Below are 20,399 nucleotides of genomic sequence, written 5' to 3'. Positions count from 1 at the left end.
GACAAGCGTGGGAGGCAGCAACGTGGGCAGCTCGCTCTTCCGGACGAAGAACGTCGAGCAATCGATCCGGGACACCGAGGAACCGGAGCATGCGCTCAAGAAGTCGCTCTCCGCGCTCGACCTGACCGTTTTCGGCGTCGGCGTGATCATTGGTACCGGTATCTTCGTTCTGACCGGGCAGGTCGCGAAGAACAACGCCGGACCCGCGGTCGCCCTCGCCTTCGTCGCCGCCGGTGTGGTCTGCGCCCTCGCCGCCCTGTGCTACGCCGAGTTCGCGTCCACGGTCCCGGTGGCGGGCTCGGCCTACACCTTCAGCTACGCGTCCCTGGGCGAGCTGCCCGCCTGGATCATCGGCTGGGACCTGGTCCTGGAGTTCGCGCTGGGCACCGCGGTGGTCGCGGTCGGCTGGTCCGGCTACATCCGCTCACTGCTGGACAACGCGGGCTGGCACCTGCCGGAATACCTCTCCGGACGCGACGGCGCCCACGGCTTCGGCTTCGACATCCTCGCCGCGCTCCTGGTGCTCGTCCTGACCGCGATCCTCGTCCTCGGCATGAAGCTCTCGGCCCGGATCACCTCGCTGGTCGTCGCGATCAAAGTGGCCGTCGTGCTCATTGTGATCATCGCCGGTGCGTTCTTCGTGCAGTCCCGCAACTACCACCCCTTCATCCCGCCGGCCCAGCCGGTGCCGGCCGGGGCCAGCCTCAAGGCGCCGCTGGTACAGCTGATGTTCGGCTGGGCGCCCGCCAACTTCGGCGTGATGGGCATCTTCACCGCCGCCTCGGTGGTGTTCTTCGCCTTCATCGGCTTCGACATCGTGGCCACCGCCGCCGAGGAGACCCGCAACCCGCAACGCGATGTGCCGCGCGGCATCCTCGGCTCGCTGATCATCTGCACCGTGCTCTATGTGGCCGTCTCCATCGTCGTCACCGGCATGCAGAACTACACCCAGCTGTCCGTGGACGCCCCGCTCGCCGACGCCTTCAAGTCCATCGGGCACCCCTGGTACGCGGGCGTGATCAGCTTCGGCGCCGCCATCGGACTGACCACCGTGTGCCTGATCCTGCTGCTCGGCCAGACCCGGGTGTTCTTCGCGATGAGCCGCGACGGGCTGCTGCCGCGCTTCTTCTCCCGGGTGCACCCCCGGTTCCGGACCCCGCACCGGCCGACCATCCTGCTCGGTGTGATCATCGCGATCGTCGCCGGTTTCACCAGCCTGAGCGAACTTGCCGAACTGGTCAATATCGGTACATTGTTCGCGTTCGTGGTCGTGGCGATCAGCGTGATCATCCTGCGCAAGACGCGCCCCGACCTGCCCCGCGCCTTCCGCACCCCCTGGGTTCCGGTCGTTCCGATCGTCTCCGTGTGCGCCACGCTCTGGCTGATGCTCAATCTGCCCGCCGAGACCTGGCTGCGGTTCGCCATCTGGATGGTGATCGGCTTCGCCGTCTACTTCCTCTACGGCCGCTCGCACAGCCGTCTCGCCCGCCCCGAGCAGCCGACGAAGCCGGAGCCCGCGCCGCCGGTCTCGTGACCGGCCCGCTGGCGCGGGGCCCCGCGCGACGGCCGCGACGGCCCGCTCAGCCGAGCACCGCGCGCGGCCCGGTCACCCCCGCCCCCAGCGCCGTCACCCGGCGCCGCAGCTCACGGTCCGCGGTGACGACCAGACAGGTACGGCCCGCCGCCTCCCCGGCCAGCTCCACGATCCGGTCGTCCCCGCTGCCCGGCGCCTCCGCCACCCGCACCCCCGGCACGGACGCCACCCCGCGCGCGGCGCCCTCGACCACCAGCACCAGTTCGAGCGGCCCGGGCAGCTCCGCCGTACCGGAGTCGGCGTACGCGACCAGGCGGTCGCGCAGCCGTTCGGCGGCCCCGCGCCGGTCGCGCCACCAGCCGTCGGGCACCGAGCCGACCACATTGGCGCCGTCGACGATGAGCAGAGGCAGATCGTTCGTCATGCCTGCCATGGTGCCCGCTCGCCGGGCGCACAGGGTCCCGGCTTAAAGTGGCCGGGTGAACGGAGACTGGCTCCTTCGCGGCCGAGACGGCCGGCTCAGCGTCTACCAGTCGTCGGGCGACGCCGTCCTGTGCCGGGCGGAAAGCGCCCCCGGCGGCCCCTGGACCGGTCCGCGCAAGGTCGGCGGCGAACAGAAACTGCATCCCGCCTGGGCCCTCGGCCAGGGCGCGGACGGCTACACCCACCTGGTGTCCTGGCGGCCCGCCGGCAAGGGCGAGTCGGGCCTCGTGCACTCCACCCACTACCGCGCCCACCTCGCCGCCCTGGACTGGAGCCCGGTCGGCCACCCCGACAAGAAGGGCGACCGCACCGGACAACCCGCTGTCGCCGTGGACGCCCAGGGCCGCGCCCATGTCTTCGTACGCAACAGGGGCGGCGGCATCAGCATGCTCGCGCAGAAGGAGAAGGGCGGCTGGGAGCCCTGGCGGGACCTCGGCGGCAAAGGCGTCCAGGACGGACTCGCAGCGGTGACGGGGGAGTCCGGCAGGGTCGAGCTGTACGCGGCGGGCCCCGAGGGCGTCCTGTACTGGCGTCAGGAGGCCCCCGGCGCCCAGCCGGTACTCCAGGAGCCCCTGAAGGCCCCGGTGCGCCCAGGGACCCTGTACGCCCTCGCCACGTCCGCCGAGAGCACGACGCTCTACTACACCGGCACCGACGGCGGACTGTGCGCCTGGCGGCCCGGCGGCGAACCGGTCACCCTGCTGACGGCCGCGGGCCACGGCCCGGTCAGCGCCGTCCGCTGCGACCTCGACGGCCACGACTGCACCCTGCTGGCCCAGCGCTCCGCCGCCGGCCGCGTCGCCTTCGCCGCCTACCCGACCGAACTGGAGTCCGCGGGCGCCTGGTGGACCGAGTCGGGCCCCCAGCTGACGGTGGACGCCCGGGTGTCCCTCACGACCGACGAGGACGACCGGGTGGTCGCGGCGACCCTCTCCCTGTCGATCGGCCAACTCCTCCTGACCCGCCGCAAGGCCGAACCGGGCCTCGCGCTGGAGGCGTGGCGGACCGTCTGAGTCCGTGGCCTGCGCGAGCCCGCCGCTGACGGAACCGTCCGCCGGACCGTTCCTTGACCCGGCCCCGGCTCGTTCCCCATCTGGCTGCCGCGTGCGCCGCGCGGCACCGGACGACGAAGGAACGACCGTCCGACTCGGTGGCTGATGAACCTGATCGGGCGATTGCCTGACAGGTGAGGGATGGGTCCGGTAGATGTGTGCGCGTGAATGACTCCACGCCCAGCGAGCCCACTTCCGAGGACGGCGAGCCCACCTCCTTCGTCGAGAAGACGAAGAACTGGTACGGGAAGCACAGGACGACGATCCGTGCCGCGTGTGGCGCAGTCTGCGGCGCGGCCGTGGTTGTCGCGGTCGTGGTCGCCCGGCAGGCCAGGGAGCAGAACACCACGGAGAACACCCGGGAGGCCGAGGACACCGGGTCGGCCGATGACTCGGTGGAGGAGGACGAGCGACGGACCTCCCCCGTCAGGCACTCGGTGGCCGGGCACACGAGGCGGCTCCCTGACGGCCGCGAAATCCCTGTGTCGGGTTATGAGCGGGGCGGCTCCTCGGAAGACGGGGATGAGAACGAGAACGAGGACGAGGACGAGGACCCAGGCGAAGCCGCAGCCTGAGCGCGGACGAATATCGCTGCGGCCCGTATTCCCATGCGGTGTCGGACGATGTCCTATAGAACATATTTACTACTGACGACCTGCGGTTTCACCCGCATCGGGTGAGTGACGGCGGGAAGCGCGGTCGATCTCGCAAGGTGCGGTGCCACTGGTAGTACGGCTCCCGGATATGCGTCCACCATCCTCGCTACGGGATGCGTGACGGGGGCCGTTTGGGCGGTTCGGCCCGTCGTCGACTCTCGATGCGGCCGCCGGGTGCCCGGACTATGACTGGTACAGGCGGAATCTGCGCCACTCCTACATTGGGCGGACAGCCCTGACCGGGCTGATTCGGTGGCCCTTTGGTCACCGAGTGCACGGTCGTCCTCGTCATGAGCCCGGCGCACCACGCTCCAGGCTCGGCGAGCGGACGCGGAGAGCGCCGCTGATCACTGCCGCCGACCGAGGTGGAATCGCCACGCAGGGCAGCGGGACCAGATCGGCAGGTCAGGGACGGTGGGTGTGTTCGTCGGCACGGACGACGGCGAGGAACGCGTAGGCGAGCATGGCAAGGGTGACCCAGCGGGTCCAGGAGGGGCCGCGGCAGACCCGGTCGGCACCATCACGCCCTACGAGTGCTCGGTGAGCAACTCCGCCAAGCGGTCGGCGAATTCGGTGAGCCAGTCCAGCCGTGGTCCGCTGCGGGCGACACGAAAACCGTGGCGGCGGCCCCAGAACGCAGTCTGGACGGCATGGAACTGGGCCCACCGCTGAACGCGCTCACGGTCGAGTTCCGCGGCCTCGGCGAAGACGTCCAAGGCGTGGTGGACAGCCTTACGCAGATCATCCGCTTCGAGAAGCGTCAGCGCGCGGGACTTCAGCAGTGTGCCGCCGTCGTAGGCAGGATCTCCCACGTACCCCTTGGGGTCGACCGCCAGCCACGGCTCCCGGGCGGCACGCAGGATGTTCCGGGCATGGAGGTCGCCGTGGATGAGGGTGTCCGGCTGTGCCCGACCCAGCTCCCGAACGGTCGCCACAGCGGCATCCAGCGCCTGACGCGGTAGTGCATGCGTCAGTTCCTTGGCGTCCTTGCACAGCTGCTCTTCCCAGGCATCGGCCTGCTCACGCAGCCGGGGCAGGCCGGGCGGAGCGGGAATGGCCAGGCGGCGATTGAGCCGCCCGGCGACCGTCACCACCTCGTCGCCGTCCTCGACCTCCGCCAGGGTCGACGGCTGAACCCGCTCCAGCAGCATCGCGAACCGCTCGTCGTCGCGCTCATGCAGCAGCACGGCGCCGCATCCGCCCCACGCAACGAACGCATCCGGCTCATGGACGTTGCCGGGATGCGGAAACGACACCTTCAGCACGGCGCTCTCCTCAACCCGCCGCCGTACCGGAACGATGACTCCGACGCCCCCGTGCATGACCGCGCCATCCGGCACGCACCCCCAGCGCCCCAGTAACTCCTCCACGATTCCGGGCAGTTCGGCGAGCCATGCCGCCCCGGCCTCCCCCTCGCGGTCGATGGTGCTCTGTGCGAATTCCTCTGGCATCGCGATCACCCCGGCACCCTACGCGCCAGCCCGCCCCAGCCATCAAGCCCAAGCCGGCCGCTGCTCGGCAGTCCGCGTCTACGGAGGTCGCGATCTACAGCTGGAGCACTGACCGAACTGCTGCACGCTCAGGCAGAGGAACGCAAAGCCACGTGCAGATTTGGCTTGGGACGTGCAGGGCCTACCTTCATAGGACTGCAACTTCGACTGAGCTGCGCCGGGCGGACGTACGGAAAGGGCCCCCGCCGAAGCGGGGGCCCTTCGTGTTCACGCTGCCGGGGTTACGCTGGGACGCTCGCCACGCCCGGGGACAGGAACGGCTTGCCGTTCACGCGCTCCGAGACGCCCTCGCGGTCCAGGTACGGCGTGATGCCGCCCAGGTGGAAGGGCCAGCCGGCGCCCGTGATCAGGCACAGGTCGATGTCCTGGGCCTCGGCGACGACGCCCTCGTCCAGCATCAGCCCGATCTCCTGCGCCACCGCGTCCAGGACGCGGTCGCGCACCTGCTCCTCGGTCAGGACGACATCGCCCTGCTTGAGGAGCGCCGCGACCTCGGGGTCCAGCTCCGGCTTGCCGCTGTCGTAGACGTAGAAGCCGCGCTTGCCGGCCTCGACCACGGCCTTCAGGTTCGGGGAGACCGTGAAGCGGTCCGGGAAGGCCCGGTTGAGGGTCTCCGAGACGTGCAGGCCGATCGCCGGGCCCACCAGTTCGAGCAGGACCAGCGGGGACATCGGCAGGCCCAGCGGCTCGACCGCCTTCTCCGCTACCTCGACCGGGGTGCCCTCGTCGATGACGTTCTGGATCTCGCCCATGAAGCGGGTCAGGATGCGGTTCACGACGAACGCCGGGGCGTCCTTGACCAGCACCGCGGTTTTCTTCAGCTTCTTGGCGACCGCGAAGGCGGTGGCCAGGGAGGCGTCGTCGGTCTGCTCGCCGCGCACGATCTCCAGCAGCGGCAGGATCGCGACCGGGTTGAAGAAGTGGAAGCCAACGACCCGCTCGGGGTGCTGGAGCTTGGCGGCCATCTCCGACACCGACAGCGAGGAGGTGTTGGTCGCGAGGACCGCGTGCGCCGGGGCGACGGCCTCGACCTCCGCGAACACCTTCTGCTTGACGCTCATCTCCTCGAACACGGCTTCGATGACGAAGTCCGCGTCCGCGAAGCCCTCGGCCTTGTCCAGGACGCCGGTGACCAGCGCCTTGAGGCGGTTGGCCTTGTCCTGGTGGATACGGCCCTTGCCGAGCAGCTTGTCGATCTCGGCGTGGACATAGCCCACACCCTTGTCGACGCGCTCCTGGTCGATGTCGGTCAGCACGACCGGCACCTCCAGGCGGCGCAGGAAGAGCAGCGCGAGCTGGCTGGCCATCAGACCGGCGCCGACGACGCCGACCTTGGTGACCGGGCGGGCCAGGCTCTTGTCCGGGGCGCCGACGGGGCGCTTGCCGCGCTTCTGCACCAGGTTGAACGAGTAGATGCCCGCGCGCAGTTCGCCGCCCATGATCAGGTCGGCGAGCGCCTGGTCCTCGGCGTCGTAACCCTGCTGGAGGTCACCGTTCCTGGCGGCCTCGATGATCTCCAGGGCGCGGTAGGCGGCCGGGGCCGCGCCGTGCACCTTGGAGTCGGCGATGAAGCGGCCCTTGGCGACGGCCTGGTCCCAGGCCTCGCCGCGGTCGATCTCCGGGCGCTCGACGGTGACGTCGCCCTTGAGGACCTTGGCGGTCCACAGCAGCGACTGCTCCAGGAAGTCGGCACCCTCGAACAGGGCGTCGGCGATGCCCAGTTCGAAGACCTGCTTGCCCTTGAGCTGCTTGTTCTGGTTCAGCGAGTTCTCGATGATGACCGAGACGGCCTTGTCGGCGCCGATCAGGTTCGGCAGCAGGGTGCAGCCGCCCCAGCCGGGGACCAGACCGAGGAAGACCTCGGGCAGCGAGAACGCCGGGATCGCCTTGGAGACGGTGCGGTAGGTGCAGTGCAGACCGACCTCCACACCGCCGCCCATGGCCGCGCCGTTGTAGTAGGCGAAGGTCGGCACGGCGAGGCCCGAGAGGCGCTTGAAGACCTCGTGGCCGCCCTTGCCGATGGCGAGCGCGTGCTCGTGCTCCTTCAGCAGCTCGACGCCCTTGAGGTCGGCGCCGACGGCGAAGATGAACGGCTTGCCGGTGATACCGATACCGGCGAGCGCGCCCTCGGCCGCCTCCTGCTCGACCTGGTCGATCGCCGCGTTCAGATTGGCGAGCGAGGCCGGTCCGAAGGTGGTCGGCTTGGTGTGGTCCAGGCCGTTGTCCAGCGTGATCAGCGCGAAGCGGCCGGCGCCGAAGGGGAGGTCGAAGTGGCGCACGTGCGCACTGGTGACGACCTCGTCGGGGAACAGGCCCGAAGCCTGCTTCAGAAGCTCGGTGGTGCTCACTTGTCCCCCTCGAAGTGCGGGTTCTCCCAGATGACCGTCGCGCCCATGCCGAAGCCGACGCACATGGTGGTCAGGCCGTAGCGGACGTGCGGCTGCTCCTCGAACTGGCGGGCCAGCTGCGTCATCAGACGGATGCCGGAGGAGGCGAGCGGGTGGCCGAAGGCGATGGCGCCGCCGTACTGGTTGACGCGCGCGTCGTCGTCCGCGATGCCGTAGTGCTCGAGGAAGGCCAGGACCTGGACGGCGAAGGCCTCGTTGATCTCGAACAGGCCGATGTCCGAGATGGACAGGCCCGCCTTGGCGAGCGCCTTCTCGGTGGCCGGGATCGGGCCGTAGCCCATGACCTCGGGCTCCACGCCGGCGAAGGCGTAGGAGACCAGGCGCATCTTGACCGGGAGGCCGTGCTCGCGGGCGAAGTCCTCGCTGGCGACGATCGACGCGGTGGCGCCGTCGTTCAGACCGGCCGAGTTACCGGCGGTGACGCGACCGTGGACGCGGAACGACGTCTTCAGGTTGGCGAGGCCCTCCAGGGTGGTCCCCGGGCGCATCGGCTCGTCGGCGGTGACCAGGCCCCAGCCGGTCTCGCCGCCGACGGGGGTGGTGCGGCGCACCGAGATCGGCACCAGGTCCTGCTGGATCTTGCCGTCGGCGTACGCCTTGGCGGCCTTCTCCTGCGAGCGCACCGCGTACTGGTCGGCACGCAGCTTGGTGAGGCTCGGGTAGCGGTCGTGCAGGTTCTCCGCGGTCATGCCCATGAACAGGGCCGACTCGTCCACCAGCTTCTCGCTGACGAAACGCGGGTTGGGGTCGACGGCCTCGCCCATGGGGTGGCGGCCCATGTGCTCGACACCACCGGCGATGACGGCGTCGTAGGCGCCGAAGGCGATGGAGCCGGCGACGGACGTCACGGCGGTCAGACCACCGGCGCACATGCGGTCGATGGAGTAACCCGGCACCGACTGCGGCAGACCGGCGAGGATGCCGGCGGTGCGGCCGAGGGTCAGACCCTGGTCGCCGATCTGCGTGGTCGCGGCGATGGCGACCTCGTCGATCTTCTTCGGGTCCAGGCCGGGGTTGCGGCGCAGCAGCTCCCGGATCGCCTTGACGACGAGGTCGTCGGCGCGAGTCTCGTGGTAGATGCCCTTCGGGCCCGCTTTGCCGAACGGGGTGCGGACGCCGTCGACGAAGACGACGTCCCTGACGGTACGAGGCACGATGGCTCTCCTCCATGGTGCGGGACGCTGAGCGCTTGCTTAAGCCCATGCTACTTGCGAGTAATGTAGTTGCCCAGCGTCAGGGGTGCCAGCGGCGAAGGTCACACCGGCGGGAGAGAGGGAGCCGTCCGGAGGTTGGCGCGATCTGTACGGCCCCGCAGCCCCGTCAGGGGGCGGAAAACGGCGCGAGCGGCCACGGTGGACTCGCGGCCGCTCGATCTCGATCTGTTCTACGGCGCTCAGGCGCCCTTTCCCGACAACGCGCCCACCAGTACCGGCGTCACCAGGTCCACCTGCCACGGACGCGCGCCGTACCCCGAGAGCGCCGTCGAGACGGATCCCGCGTCGACCGCGGCGGGCGGCTGCCAGCAGAGCCGGCGGACCGTGTCCGGGGAGATCAGGTTCTCCTGCGGCATGGACAGCTGCTCGGCCAGCGCCGTCACCGCGGCCCGCGCCGCGGACAGCCGCGCCGCCGCCGACGGGTCCTTGTCGGCCCACGCCCGGGGCGGGGGCGGACCGGTCACCGGCTGCCCCGGCTGCGGCAGCTCGGACTCCGGCAGCGCCTTCGCCCGGTCCACCGCCGCCTGCCACTGCTCCAGCTGCCGCCGCCCGGTGCGGTGCCCGAACCCGGTCAGCGCGGCCAGCGCGTGCACATTGCCCGGCACGGCCAGCGCCGCCTCCACGATCGCCGCGTCCGGCAGCACCTTGCCCGGCGACACATCACGCCGCTGCGCGATCCGGTCCCGCGTCTCCCACAGCTCCCGTACGACGGCCAGCTGCCGGCGGCGCCGTACCTTGTGCATCCCGGACGTACGGCGCCAGGGCTCCTTGCGGGGCTCGGCCGGCGGGGCGCTCGCGATCGCGTCGAACTCCTGCAGGGCCCACTCCAGCTTGCCCTGGCGGTCCAGCTCCTTCTCCAGGGCGTCACGCAGGTCCACGAGGAGTTCGACGTCCAGCGCGGCATAGCGCAGCCACGGCTCGGGCAGCGGGCGGGTGGACCAGTCGACGGCGGAGTGGCCCTTCTCCAGGACGAAGCCGAGGACGTTCTCCACCATGGCGCCGAGGCCCACCCGGGGGAACCCGGCGATCCGGCCGGCCAGCTCGGTGTCGAACAGCCGGGTGGGGAGCATGCCTATCTCGCGCAGACACGGCAGGTCCTGGGTGGCCGCGTGCAGCACCCACTCCACGCCGGACAGCGCCTCGCCGAGCGCGGACAGGTCGGGGCAGCCGACGGGGTCGATCAGTGCGGTACCGGCGCCCTCGCGGCGCAGCTGCACCAGATACGCGCGCTGGCCGTAGCGGTACCCGGACGCGCGTTCGGCGTCCACGGCGACCGGTCCGGAGCCGGCGGCGAAGGCGGCGACCACCTCGGCGAGCGCCGCCTCGTCGGCGATCACGGGCGGAATGCCCTCGCGGGGTTCGAGAAGGGGTGTCGGCGCCTCCGTCACAGAAGATCCGGCGTCGTCGGGAGACGTGTCTCCATTGCTGCGCCGGGTGCTGTCTGCTGCGGTGTCTTGGGCGTCGGTCACCTGTCAAGGGTATCCATGCGTGGACAGCGCCCGTCGCCGGAACGTTCCGTCGACGGGCGCCGAGGGGTCGTAAACCAGTCAGCCCGGTGAAATCGGCGGTTCAGGGGAGTGAAACGGCCGCTTTCCGGAAGAGATCGGTGGGGAAGGGGAGCGGGGGAGGGGTCAGTGGATGATTCCGGTGCGCAGGGCGACGGCGACCATGCCGGCCCGGTCGCCGGTGCCCAGCTTGCGGGCGATGCGGGCGAGGTGGCTCTTCACGGTGAGGGCGGACAGGCCCATGGACACGCCGATCGCCTTGTTCGACTGGCCCTCCGCGACCAGACGCAGCACCTCGACCTCGCGTCCGGACAGTTCGCGGTAGCCGCCCGGGTGGCTCGGGGCGCCCGGGGGGCGGCGGTGCATCCGGGCGGCGCCGCCGAGGGGGGCGGCACCGGGCCGGGTGGGGAGCCCGATGTTGGTGCGGGTGCCGGTGACGACGTAGCCCTTGACCCCGCCGGCCAGGGCGTTGCGGACCGCGCCGATGTCGTCGGCGGCGGAGAGGGCGAGCCCGTTGGGCCAGCCCGCGGCGCGGGTCTCGGAGAGCAGGGTCAGGCCGGAGCCGTCGGGCAGGTGGACGTCGGCGACGCAGATGTCGCGGGGGTTGCCGATGCGGGGACGAGCCTCCGCGATGGACGAGGCCTCGATCACATCGCGCACACCGAGCGCCCACAGATGGCGGGTGACGGTGGAACGCACGCGCGGGTCGGCCACGACCACCATGGCGGTCGGCTTGTTCGGGCGGTAGGCGACCAGGCTTGCGGGTTGCTCAAGGAGAACGGACACCAGGCCTCCTGGGTGGGGGGACGGGGCCGGCTTGTGGGGAAGAAGCCGGGACGAACCGTGCTTTCAAGGTCACAGTCGTCTTCGGCAGCAAACGTGTCCGCCTTTAGAGAGTGATCACGATCTAGTGAGTAACAATCCGTGCAATTCGGACACGCGCTCGATCACCCGAAGATCGAATCGGTCCGAGCGGATGCGATTCGAGTTCACAATGTGGCCGTATCGACAAAGAGATGGTCAATAAGGCGCCCCGGAGGATGACGGCGGCCGTCACGCGCCGTCACTTCACCGGGACTGCGGACCCCTGCGCTGCGGCAGCGTCACCACCGAGGTGTCGCCGGGACCGGCCGGCGGCAGCCCCCCGACCTGGGCCAGCAGATCGCACCAGGAGATCAGATGGGCGGCCGTGTCCGGCACCCCGGCGCGGCCCTCGCGCGGCGTCCAGGAGGCCCGGATCTCGATCTGCGAGGCGGCCGGCCGGTCGGCGAGACCGCCGAAGTAGTGCGAACTCGCGCGCGTGACGGTGCCGCTCGGCTCGCCGTAGCCGAGGCCGCGCGCCCCCAGCGCCCCGGTCAGCCAGGACCAGCACACCTCCGGCAGCAGCGGATCGGCCGCCATCTCCGGCTCCAGCTCCGCCCGCACCAGCGTCACCAGCCGGAACGTGCCCCGCCAGGCGTCGTGCCCGGCCGGATCGTGCAGCAGCACCAGGCGCCCGTCGGCCAGCTCCTGCTCGCCGTCGACCACCACCGCCTCCAGCGCGTACGCGTACGGCGCGAGCCGCTGCGGCGCGGGGGTCGGCTCCACCTCGATCTGCGGGCGCAGCCGGCAGCCGCGCAGGGCTTCGACCGCGGCCCGGAACGCCGGCGGACCCGCGGCACCCGGGTGCCGGTCCGCCTCCTCGGTGTCCTTCACGTCGCCCAATCCGTCAGCGCCTTCCGACCTGTGTCCGTGAGCCGCAGCCATGCGGGGAAGAGTAAGGGGAATCGGGCCTCTGCGCAGGCAAGACACCCCGCGACGTGCGCTTGCTCGCCGCCTGTGCACGGCCCGTCCACACCGCATGCGAGACTTTTCCCGTGACCGCCAACGACGCCCCTTCGGGCAAGCAGCCGACCGCGACGTACGACAGCGCCTTCCTCAAGGCGTGCAGGCGCGAACCCGTGCCGCACACCCCCGTGTGGTTCATGCGCCAGGCCGGCCGCTCGCTGCCCGAGTACCGCAAGGTGCGCGAGGGCATTCCGATGCTGGAGTCCTGCGCGCGGCCCGAGCTGGTCACCGAGATCACCCTTCAGCCGGTACGCCGGCACGGCGTGGACGCGGCGATCTACTACAGCGACATCGTCGTCCCGCTCAAGGCCATCGGTGTCGACCTGGACATCAAGCCCGGCGTCGGCCCGGTCGTCGAGCAGCCCATCCGCACCCGCGCCGACCTGGCCCGGCTGCGCGACCTGACCCCCGAGGACATCCCGTATGTCACCGAGGCCATCGGGATGCTCACCCGCGAGCTGGGCGCCACCCCGCTGATCGGCTTCGCGGGCGCCCCCTTCACGCTCGCCAGCTACCTGGTCGAGGGCGGCCCCTCGCGCACGTACGAGAACGCCAAGGCGATGATGTACGGCGACCCCCAGCTGTGGGCCGACCTGCTCGACCGGCTCGCCGACATCACGGCCGCCTTCCTGAAGGTCCAGATCGAGGCCGGCGCCTCCGCGGTGCAGCTGTTCGACTCCTGGGCCGGCGCCCTCGCCCCCGCCGACTACCGGCGCTCGGTGCTGCCCGCCTCGGCCAAGGTCTTCGACGCGGTCGCGGACCACGGCGTGCCGCGCATCCACTTCGGTGTGGGCACCGGCGAGCTGCTCGGCCTGATGGGCGAGGCCGGTGCGGACGTCGTCGGCGTCGACTGGCGCGTCCCGCTGGACGAGGCGGTCCGCCGGGTCGGCCCCGGCAAGGCGCTCCAGGGCAACCTGGACCCGACCGTGCTGTTCGCGGGCAAGGACGTCGTCGAGGCCAAGGCCCAGGAGGTGCTGGACGCCGCCGCGGGTCTGGAGGGCCATGTCTTCAACCTCGGCCACGGCGTGATGCCCAAGACCGACCCGGACGCGCTGACCCGCCTCGTGGAGTACGTCCACGGCGCGAGCGCCCGCTGACGCTCACCAGTTCGGGTAGGAGGGCCGCGCGCGCCTGCCGAACAGCAGGCCGGGCGGCTCCGGCGGGGGCGGGGTGCCCGGCTTCAGCGGCAGGGCGATGAGCAGGCCCACCAGGAAGCCGATCACATGGGCGACGTACGCCACCGTCCCCGCGTCGGATACCCCCTGCCCGGACGAGTACACGGCCTGGAGCACGAACCAGAAGCCCAGCACCAGCCAGGCCGGCAGCCGTAGCGGCAGGAACACCAGGAACGGCACCAGCACCCAGACCCGGGCCCTGGGCCAGAGCACGATGTAGGCGCCGAGGACCCCGGCGATCGCGCCGGACGCGCCGATCAGCGGGTCGCCCGAACCGGCGTTCAGCAGCGCGAAGCCGTATCCGGCCGCGTAGCCGCAGACGAGGTAGAAGACGACGTAGCGGATGTGGCCCATCCGGTCCTCGACGTTGTTGCCGAAGATCAGCAGGAACAGCATGTTGCCCAGCAGGTGCAGCCAGCTGCCGTGCACGAACATCGCCGTGAACACCGACAGCGGCGGCGACTTGTGAAAGCCGCGCGGGGCCACCACGCAGCCGGGGCCGTGCGGGCCGACGCCCACCTGCCCCGTCGGCACCAGATGCGGGACCCGGCCGTGGATCAGCTCGCTGGGGACCGCCGCGAAGCGGTCCATGAAGGCCTCCAGATGGCACAGCTGCGCCAGGCTCTCGCCGCCGGTCAGGGAGCCGGGCATGCCGGGCGTCGCCAGGAACACCAGGACGTTCGCGGCGATCAGCGCGTACGTCACCCAGGGGGTGCGGCGCACCGGATTGATGTCATGGACGGGGATGACCACGAAGGAGTAGTGCCCGGCGAACCCGCGCCCAACCGGGTGGACCCGGCGGGCGGCCGTGTGCCGGTCAGCTCCCGCGCACCTTCCCCGCCGCCTTGCGCGCGGCGACCAGGACCGGGTCCCACACCGGTGAGAACGGCGGCGCGTAGCCGAGGTCCAGGGCGGTCATCTGCTCCACCGTCAGCCGCGCGGTCAGCGCCACCGCCGCGATGTCCACCCGCTTGGCCGCCCCCTCCCGCCCCACGATCTGCACACCGAGGAGCCGTCCGGTGCGGCGTTCGGCGAGCATCTTGACGGTCATCGGGGAGGCACCCGGGTAGTAGCCGGCCCGGCTGGTCGACTCGATGGTGACCGCCTCGAACTCCAGGCCCACCCGGCGCGCGTCCTTCTCGCGCAGCCCGGTGCGGGCGATCTCCAGGTCGCAGACCTTGCTGACCGCCGTACCGACCACGCCAGGGAAGGTCGCGTAGCCGCCGCCCGCGTTGCTGCCGATGACCTGGCCGTGCTTGTTGGCGTGGGTGCCCAGCGGGACGTACTGCTCCTGGCCCGAGACCAGGTTCAGCACCTGCACGCAGTCGCCGCCCGCCCAGATGTTCTCGTGGCCGCGCACCCGCATGGCCAGGTCGGTGAGCAGCCCGCCGTGGGCGCCGAGCGGCAGACCGGCGGCGCGCGCGAGGGCGGTCTCGGGGCGGACGCCGATACCGAGGACCACCACGTCGGCCGGGTACTCGGCGTGCCGGGTGGCCACCGCGCGGACCCGGCCGTCCTCGCCGGTGCGGATCTCGGTGACCTCGGTGCCGTTCACCATGGCGATGCCGAGGCCCTCCATGGCGCGGTGGACCAGGCGGCCCATGTCCGGATCGAGGGTCGACATCGGCTGCTCGCCGCGGTTGACGACCGTCACCTCGAAGCCCCGGTCGATCAGCGCCTCGGCCATCTCCACGCCGATGTACCCGGCGCCGACGACCACCGCGCGCCGGCCCTTCGCCCGGGTCAGCGTGTCGATCAGCGCCTGCCCGTCGTCCAGGGTCTGCACGCCGTGCACCCCGGGGGCGTCCGCGCCCGGCAGCTCCGGGCGGACCGGACGGGCCCCCGTGGCGATCACCAGCTTGTCGTACGACGTCCAGGACTCGGCGCCGGAATCCACGTCCCGCGCGCGTACCCGCTGCCCCGCCACGTCGAGCTTGGTGACCTCGGTACGCAGCCGCAGGTCGATGCCCCGGGCGCGGTGCTCCTCGGGGGTGCGGGCGATCAGGTCGTCCCGCTCGGGGACCGCGCCGCCCACCCAGTAGGGGATGCCGCACGCCGAGAACGAGGTGAAGTGACCGCGCTCGAACGCCACGATCTCCAGCTCCTCGGGCCCCTTCTGCCGCCGCGCCTGCGACGCCGCCGACATGCCCGCCGCGTCCCCGCCGACGACGACCAGCCGCTCCCGCCCCTGATGCATGCTCATGAGGACACGCTAGAGGTCCGGGCCGCCGCGCGGGTGCGGGACCTACGGCCCTATCGGCGCTGTCAGTGGGGTCTGAGAGAGTGGGGGCCATGAGCGCAACGGGTACGAGTTCGGGGCACGCCGTCGTCATCGGAGCCGGTGTCGCCGGTCTGGCCGCCGCCCACCGGCTGCTGGAGCGCGGCGCGCGGGTGACGGTCCTCGAAGCGTCCGACCGGGTCGGCGGCAAGCTGCTGCCCGGCGAGATCGCGGGCGTCCGGGTCGACCTCGGCGCCGAGTCGATGCTCGCCCGCCGCCCCGAGGCCGTGGCCCTCGCCCGCGAGGCCGGCCTCGACGCCCGGCTCAGGACCCCGGCGATCGCGAGCGCCGCGATCTGGACCCGCGGCGCCCTGCGCCCCATGCCCAAGGGCCACGTGATGGGCGTGCCCGGCACCGCCGCCGCCCTCGCCGGTGTCCTGTCCCAGGACGGCCTGGCCCGCATCGAACAGGACGCCGTGCTGCCCCGCACCGAGGTCGGCGACGACGTGGCGGTGGGCGAGTACGTGGCGGCGCGCCTGGGCCGCGAGGTCGTGGACCGCCTCGTCGAACCCCTGCTCGGCGGGGTGTACGCGGGCGACGCGTACCGCATCTCGATGCGCTCCGCCGTCCCCCAGCTCTTCCAGGCCGCCCGCGCACACGCCTCCCTGACCGAGGGCGTCCGCGAGATCCAGGCCAGGGCCGCCGCCGCCCAGCAGACCGGGCCCGTGTTCATGGGCATCGAGGGCGGCGTGGGCACCCTGCCGCTCGCGGTCGCCGAGTCCGTCCGGGCGCGCGGCGGCGAGATCCGCACCGGGGCCCCCGTCACCGAGCTGCGCCGGGACCCCGCGGGCGGCTGGCGGATCACCGCGGCCGGGCGGCAACTGCACGCCGACGCCGTGGTGGTCGCCGTACCCGCCCCGGCCGCCGCCCGGCTGCTGCGCCCCGAGTCCCCGGCCGCCGCCGCCGAACTGGCCGCCGTCGAGTACGCCTCGATGGCCCTGATCACCCTCGCCTACCGGCGCGCCGACCTGGACCTGCCCGAGGGCAGCGGCTTCCTGGTGCCGCCGGTCGACGGACGCACCATCAAGGCCGCCACGTTCGCCTCCCAGAAGTGGGGCTGGATCGCCGAGCAGGACCCGGACACGGTCGTGCTGCGCACCTCGGTGGGGCGGTACGGCGAGACGGCGGTCCTCGGCCGGGACGACGCCGACCTGGTGGAGGTCTCCCGGGACGACCTCCGCGAGGCCGTCGGCATCGAGGCCGCGCCGGTCGAGACCCGGGTCACCCGCTGGACCGACGGGCTGCCGCAGTACCCGGTCGGGCACCACGGCCGGGTGGCCCGGATCCGCGAACACATCGCCAAGCTTCCGGGCCTCGCGGTCTGCGGCGCGCAGTACGACGGCGTGGGCATCCCCGCGTGTGTCGCGAGCGCGAACGCGGCCGTCGACCAGCTGTCCGGTGATCTGCGCGGGGTCGAGGAGCTGACGGCCCACCCGGTGCAGAGCCTTCACGGCGGAGCAGGAGAATAGGAACCATGAGTGACGACGCCCCCACCACCGAGTCCGGCAGGATCCCCAACAAGGGCAAGCTGGCCAAGGACCTGAACGATGTCATCCGCTACACCCTGTGGTCGGTCTTCAAGCTGAAGGACGTGCTGCCGGCCGACCGCGCGGGTTACGCCGACGAGGTCCAGGAGCTGTTCGACCAGCTCGCCGCCAAGGACGTGACGATCCGCGGCACGTACGACCTGTCCGGTATGCGGGCCGACGCCGATGTGATGATCTGGTGGCACGCGGAGACCAGCGACCAGCTCCAGGAGGCGTACAGCCTCTTCCGCCGCACCAAGCTGGGCCGCGCGCTGGAGCCGGTGTGGTCCAACATGGCGCTGCACCGCCCGGCAGAGTTCAACCGCTCGCACATCCCGGCGTTCCTCGCCGACGAGACGCCCCGCGACTATGTGAGCGTCTACCCCTTCGTGCGCTCGTACGACTGGTACCTGCTGCCCGACGAGGACCGCCGCCGGATGCTCGCCGACCACGGCAAGATGGCCCGCGGCTACCCGGACGTGCGCGCCAACACGGTCGCCTCGTTCTCGCTGGGCGACTACGAGTGGATCCTCGCCTTCGAGGCGAACGACCTGTCCCGCATCGTCGACCTCATGCGCCATCTGCGCGGCTCCGAGGCCCGGATGCACGTCCGCGAGGAGGTCCCGTTCTACACGGGCCGCCGCAAGGACGTGGCGGACCTGGTGGCGGGGCTGGCGTAAGGCTCAGCCCGCCGTCCGTCCCCGGCCGGGGACGGGTTCGGCGCGGGGCGCGCAGGACGCGTTCCGCGCCGGGAGGCGTCCCGTCAGCAGATAGTCGTCCAGATAGGCGTTGACGCATTTGTTGGGGCCGCCGCCGATGCCGTGCGTGCCCGCGCCGCGCTCGGTCACCAGCAGGGAGCCGGCCAGCCGCCGGTTCATCTCCAGGGCCCCCGAGTACGGCGCGGCCGCGTCCCGTTCGGCCGCCAGGATCAGCACCGGGGGCAGCGCGCCGGGCGCGGTGCGCACGTCCAGGGGCCGCTGCCGGGGCTCGGGCCAGTACGCGCAGGGCAGGTTCATCCACGCGTTGTCCCAGGTCTCGAACGGCGCGACGCGGGCCAGCCGGGTGTTGTCCCGGTCCCACACCGCCCAACTCGTGGGCCAGGGCGCGTCATTGCACTCGACGGCCGTGTACACGGCGGTGCCGTTCTCCGCCGCGGCCGCCGACGCGGGGTCCGGCGCGGCCAGGTGGACCAGCGGCTTCGGGTCGCCGTGCAGATAGGCGGAGAGGGCGGCGGCCCGGCTCGGCCAGTAGGTGTCGTAGTACCCGGCCGTCAGGAACGCGTTCTGCAGCTGGCCGGGCCCGACCTTCCCGCCCGCCGGTCTCCGGGCGAGCCGCGCGGCGGCGGTGTCGTAACTCCCCTGCACCTTCCGCGGTGTGGCGCCGAGCCGGTACACATCGTCGTGCCGGGCGATCCAGTCCCGCACGTCCGCCCAGCGCTTCTCGAACGCGGCCGACTGGTCGAGGTTGCCGCGGTACCAGATCCGCTCCGGATCCGGGTTCACCGCCGCGTCCAGCACCATCCGGCGGACATGGGAGGGGAACATCGCCGCGTACAACGAGCCGTAGTACGTGCCGTACGACGCGCCCAGGAACGTCAGCCGGTCCTCGCCCAGCGCGGCCCGCAGGACCTCCAGGTCCCGTGCGTTGTTCAGGGAGTTGAAGAACCGCAGCCCGGGGCCCGAACGCCGGGCGCAGCCGCGGGCGTACGCCTTCGCCTCCGCCACGCGCTCGCGTTTGTACGACGCGGAGGGGTGCGTCGGCGCGAGCGTGGGCGCCTTGCCGAACTGCTTCGGGTCCTCGCAGGACAGCGGCGCGGAGCGGCCCACCCCGCGCGGTGCGTAGCCGACCAGGTCGTACGCGGCGGCGATCCGCTTCCAGACGGGCAGGGTGCCGGCCAGCGCGAAGTACATGCCGGAGGCGCCGGGGCCGCCCGGGTCGTAGACGAGGGCGCCCTGCCGGGGGACCTTCCGCTTGCCGTCCTTGCCGGTGGCGGGGGCCCGGCTGACGGTGAGCGCGATCTGCTTGCCGTCGGGGTGGGCGTAGTCGAGGGGCACGGAGACGGTGCCGCAGCGCAGTCCGGCGGGGGAGTGGGCGACCGGTGGCACCTCGGCGGGGTCGCAGGTGCCGTAGTGCGGGCCGGTGGCGCGGGCGCGGAGGGCGGCGACGACGGTGCCGCGGAGTTCGGCGGCGCCGGAGGGGAACGGCACGCCGGGGAGGCTCGGCGCGGCGGGGACGGTCGGCGTGGCGTCCACCGGGGCGGTGGCCAGGGTGGTCAGCAGCAGCGAGACGGCGGCCGAGCAGACGGCGACGGCTTTCATCCGGCATCCCTTCGGTCACCGAGGCGGACACCAGGGATGTTTCGTTCCCCCGCCGGGGAAGGCAAGCACCGCCCGGCGGGTGTCGGCGCGCGTGCCCCGATGCGCCCCCTACTCCCGGTGTGGCGCGTCGCGGTGGGCGAAGGCCGCGCGCAGCTCCGGTTCGCCGATCGCGCGGATGCCGCGCAGCGCGACGGCGGTGAGGAACGACGGCTCGTCACCGGAGCGCCGCCGCCGCAGCGCGCCCAGCACGCGCTGCCCGGCGGCGGAGGCCCACGGCGAGTACGGGTGCACCTCGAAGCGGGCGATGGCCAGACAGCTCAGCGACAGCGTGAACGGCAGCAGGAACCACAGGCCGACCATCAGCCGTGAGGTGTCGGCCTGGATCGGCATCAGCAGCGCGGCGACGGCGAGGACCGCCACGGCGAGCGCGGCGGCGCGGACCTGGCGCACGGCCGCCGCGATGGTGGGGCCCGCGGCGTCCGGGACGGCGAGGCCGCTGCGCACGAGGCGGTCGGCGAGGCGTCGTACGGCGTCGGTGTGGGCGGCGCGGGTCCGCACGGGCGCGATGCGGGACTGGCCGTCGGGGCCGATCGCCCCTATGACGGACCGCTCGATCTCGTCCCGGCCGAGCGGGTCGACGACGGTGGCCCAGCCGGTGTGGGCGAGGTGCAGGCGCCGCTGGCGGGCCATCGACAGGAGGGTGACATCGGCGACGCGCTGGGGTCCGCCGGACAGGAACGCGGCCTCGTACAGGGTCAGATCATGGCCTCCGGCCACTCCTCCGGGATCCGGGCCCGGGTCCGCGGCCGCGGCGCGCATCGCCGCGAGACAGAGACGGACGCAGGCCGTGCCGGTGAACACCCAGGCGAGGAGCAGGAGGAGGAGCCAGAACATGAGGTGCTTTGTATGTCA

General features: G+C 72.0%; 17 protein-coding genes. 6 read left to right on the top strand and 11 right to left on the bottom strand.

The window, feature by feature from the left end; translation table 11 throughout:
- The first annotated feature begins 22 nt into the window (after positions 1–22).
- Positions 23–1,534, top strand: coding sequence for an amino acid permease (locus AB0N90_RS23855; RefSeq protein ID WP_365200020.1), 1,512 nt, complete (start codon positions 23–25; stop codon positions 1,532–1,534).
- Positions 1,535–1,580: 46 nt separating this feature from the next.
- Here the strand turns inward: AB0N90_RS23855 and AB0N90_RS23850 are convergent, their stop codons facing one another.
- Positions 1,581–1,958, bottom strand: a complete 378-nt coding sequence (locus AB0N90_RS23850) for an NTP pyrophosphohydrolase (RefSeq protein ID WP_208637902.1) — start codon at positions 1,956–1,958, stop codon at positions 1,581–1,583.
- 55 nt (positions 1,959–2,013) lie between these two features.
- Here AB0N90_RS23850 and AB0N90_RS23845 point away from each other — a divergent pair, with 55 nt between their 5' ends.
- Both AB0N90_RS23845 and AB0N90_RS23840 read left to right on the top strand, forming a co-directional pair.
- The gene (locus tag AB0N90_RS23845) at positions 2,014–3,030 is read left to right on the top strand and encodes a hypothetical protein (RefSeq protein WP_365199667.1); all 1,017 of its coding nucleotides are present in this window, start codon (positions 2,014–2,016) and stop codon (positions 3,028–3,030) included.
- 203 nt (positions 3,031–3,233) lie between these two features.
- Positions 3,234–3,644: a hypothetical protein gene (locus tag AB0N90_RS23840; protein WP_365199664.1), complete on the top strand. Its 411-nt coding sequence runs from the start codon at positions 3,234–3,236 to the stop codon at positions 3,642–3,644.
- 608 nt (positions 3,645–4,252) lie between these two features.
- Here the strand turns inward: AB0N90_RS23840 and AB0N90_RS23835 are convergent.
- The 6 genes from AB0N90_RS23835 to AB0N90_RS23810 form a co-directional block, all read right to left on the bottom strand.
- Positions 4,253–5,185, bottom strand: coding sequence for an aminoglycoside phosphotransferase family protein (locus AB0N90_RS23835; RefSeq protein WP_365199662.1), 933 nt, complete (start codon positions 5,183–5,185; stop codon positions 4,253–4,255).
- Between the two features lie 272 nt (positions 5,186–5,457).
- Positions 5,458–7,584, bottom strand: a complete 2,127-nt coding sequence (locus tag AB0N90_RS23830) for a 3-hydroxyacyl-CoA dehydrogenase NAD-binding domain-containing protein (RefSeq protein WP_365199660.1) — start codon at positions 7,582–7,584, stop codon at positions 5,458–5,460.
- Positions 7,581–8,798: an acetyl-CoA C-acyltransferase gene (locus tag AB0N90_RS23825; protein ID WP_037655383.1), complete on the bottom strand. Its 1,218-nt coding sequence runs from the start codon at positions 8,796–8,798 to the stop codon at positions 7,581–7,583. The genes AB0N90_RS23830 and AB0N90_RS23825 overlap by 4 nt, the downstream gene beginning before the upstream one ends.
- A gap of 239 nt (positions 8,799–9,037) precedes the next feature.
- Complete coding sequence (locus AB0N90_RS23820) at positions 9,038–10,327, bottom strand: ribonuclease D (protein ID WP_365199657.1); 1,290 nt, start codon at positions 10,325–10,327, stop codon at positions 9,038–9,040.
- 162 nt (positions 10,328–10,489) lie between these two features.
- Positions 10,490–11,149 carry a response regulator transcription factor gene (locus AB0N90_RS23815; protein ID WP_046419368.1) on the bottom strand — a complete coding sequence of 220 codons (660 nt, stop codon included), beginning with the start codon at positions 11,147–11,149 and terminating at the stop codon, positions 10,490–10,492.
- Positions 11,150–11,431: 282 nt separating this feature from the next.
- A complete protein-coding gene (locus tag AB0N90_RS23810; RefSeq protein WP_365199655.1) occupies positions 11,432–12,109 on the bottom strand; it encodes a DUF3000 domain-containing protein in 678 nt (225 codons plus the stop codon).
- Positions 12,110–12,219: 110 nt separating this feature from the next.
- Between AB0N90_RS23810 and hemE the strand changes: the two genes are divergently transcribed.
- Entirely contained in the window at positions 12,220–13,287 is a 1,068-nt protein-coding gene (gene hemE, locus AB0N90_RS23805; RefSeq protein ID WP_085567084.1) for a uroporphyrinogen decarboxylase, read from the top strand.
- Positions 13,288–13,290: 3 nt separating this feature from the next.
- On the opposite strand, the gene AB0N90_RS23800 is transcribed toward hemE, so the two are convergent.
- Together AB0N90_RS23800 and AB0N90_RS23795 are read right to left on the bottom strand one after the other, a co-directional pair.
- Positions 13,291–14,118, bottom strand: a complete 828-nt coding sequence (locus AB0N90_RS23800) for a rhomboid family intramembrane serine protease (protein WP_365199652.1) — start codon at positions 14,116–14,118, stop codon at positions 13,291–13,293.
- A gap of 64 nt (positions 14,119–14,182) precedes the next feature.
- Complete coding sequence (locus tag AB0N90_RS23795) at positions 14,183–15,568, bottom strand: FAD-dependent oxidoreductase (protein ID WP_365199649.1); 1,386 nt, start codon at positions 15,566–15,568, stop codon at positions 14,183–14,185.
- 89 nt (positions 15,569–15,657) lie between these two features.
- Between AB0N90_RS23795 and hemG the strand changes: the two genes are divergently transcribed.
- Positions 15,658–17,112 carry a protoporphyrinogen oxidase gene (hemG, locus tag AB0N90_RS23790; RefSeq protein WP_365199647.1) on the top strand — a complete coding sequence of 485 codons (1,455 nt, stop codon included), beginning with the start codon at positions 15,658–15,660 and terminating at the stop codon, positions 17,110–17,112.
- A gap of 5 nt (positions 17,113–17,117) precedes the next feature.
- Complete coding sequence (gene hemQ, locus AB0N90_RS23785; protein ID WP_085567088.1) at positions 17,118–17,849, top strand: hydrogen peroxide-dependent heme synthase; 732 nt, start codon at positions 17,118–17,120, stop codon at positions 17,847–17,849.
- A 3-nt stretch (positions 17,850–17,852) separates the two neighbouring features.
- Here the strand turns inward: hemQ and AB0N90_RS23780 are convergent, their stop codons facing one another.
- Both AB0N90_RS23780 and AB0N90_RS23775 read right to left on the bottom strand, forming a co-directional pair.
- Positions 17,853–19,487, bottom strand: a complete 1,635-nt coding sequence (locus AB0N90_RS23780; protein WP_365199644.1) for an alpha/beta hydrolase — start codon at positions 19,485–19,487, stop codon at positions 17,853–17,855.
- Positions 19,488–19,595: 108 nt separating this feature from the next.
- Entirely contained in the window at positions 19,596–20,381 is a 786-nt protein-coding gene (locus tag AB0N90_RS23775) for a TIGR04222 domain-containing membrane protein (RefSeq protein WP_365199641.1), read from the bottom strand.
- Between the last annotated feature and the right edge of the window lie 18 nt (positions 20,382–20,399).

Origin of the sequence: Streptomyces sp. NPDC093018 (assembly GCF_040684035.1) — a bacterium.
GTDB lineage: Bacteria > Actinomycetota > Actinomycetes > Streptomycetales > Streptomycetaceae > Streptomyces > Streptomyces murinus.
This window is presented reverse-complemented; position numbering and strand designations above follow the sequence as displayed.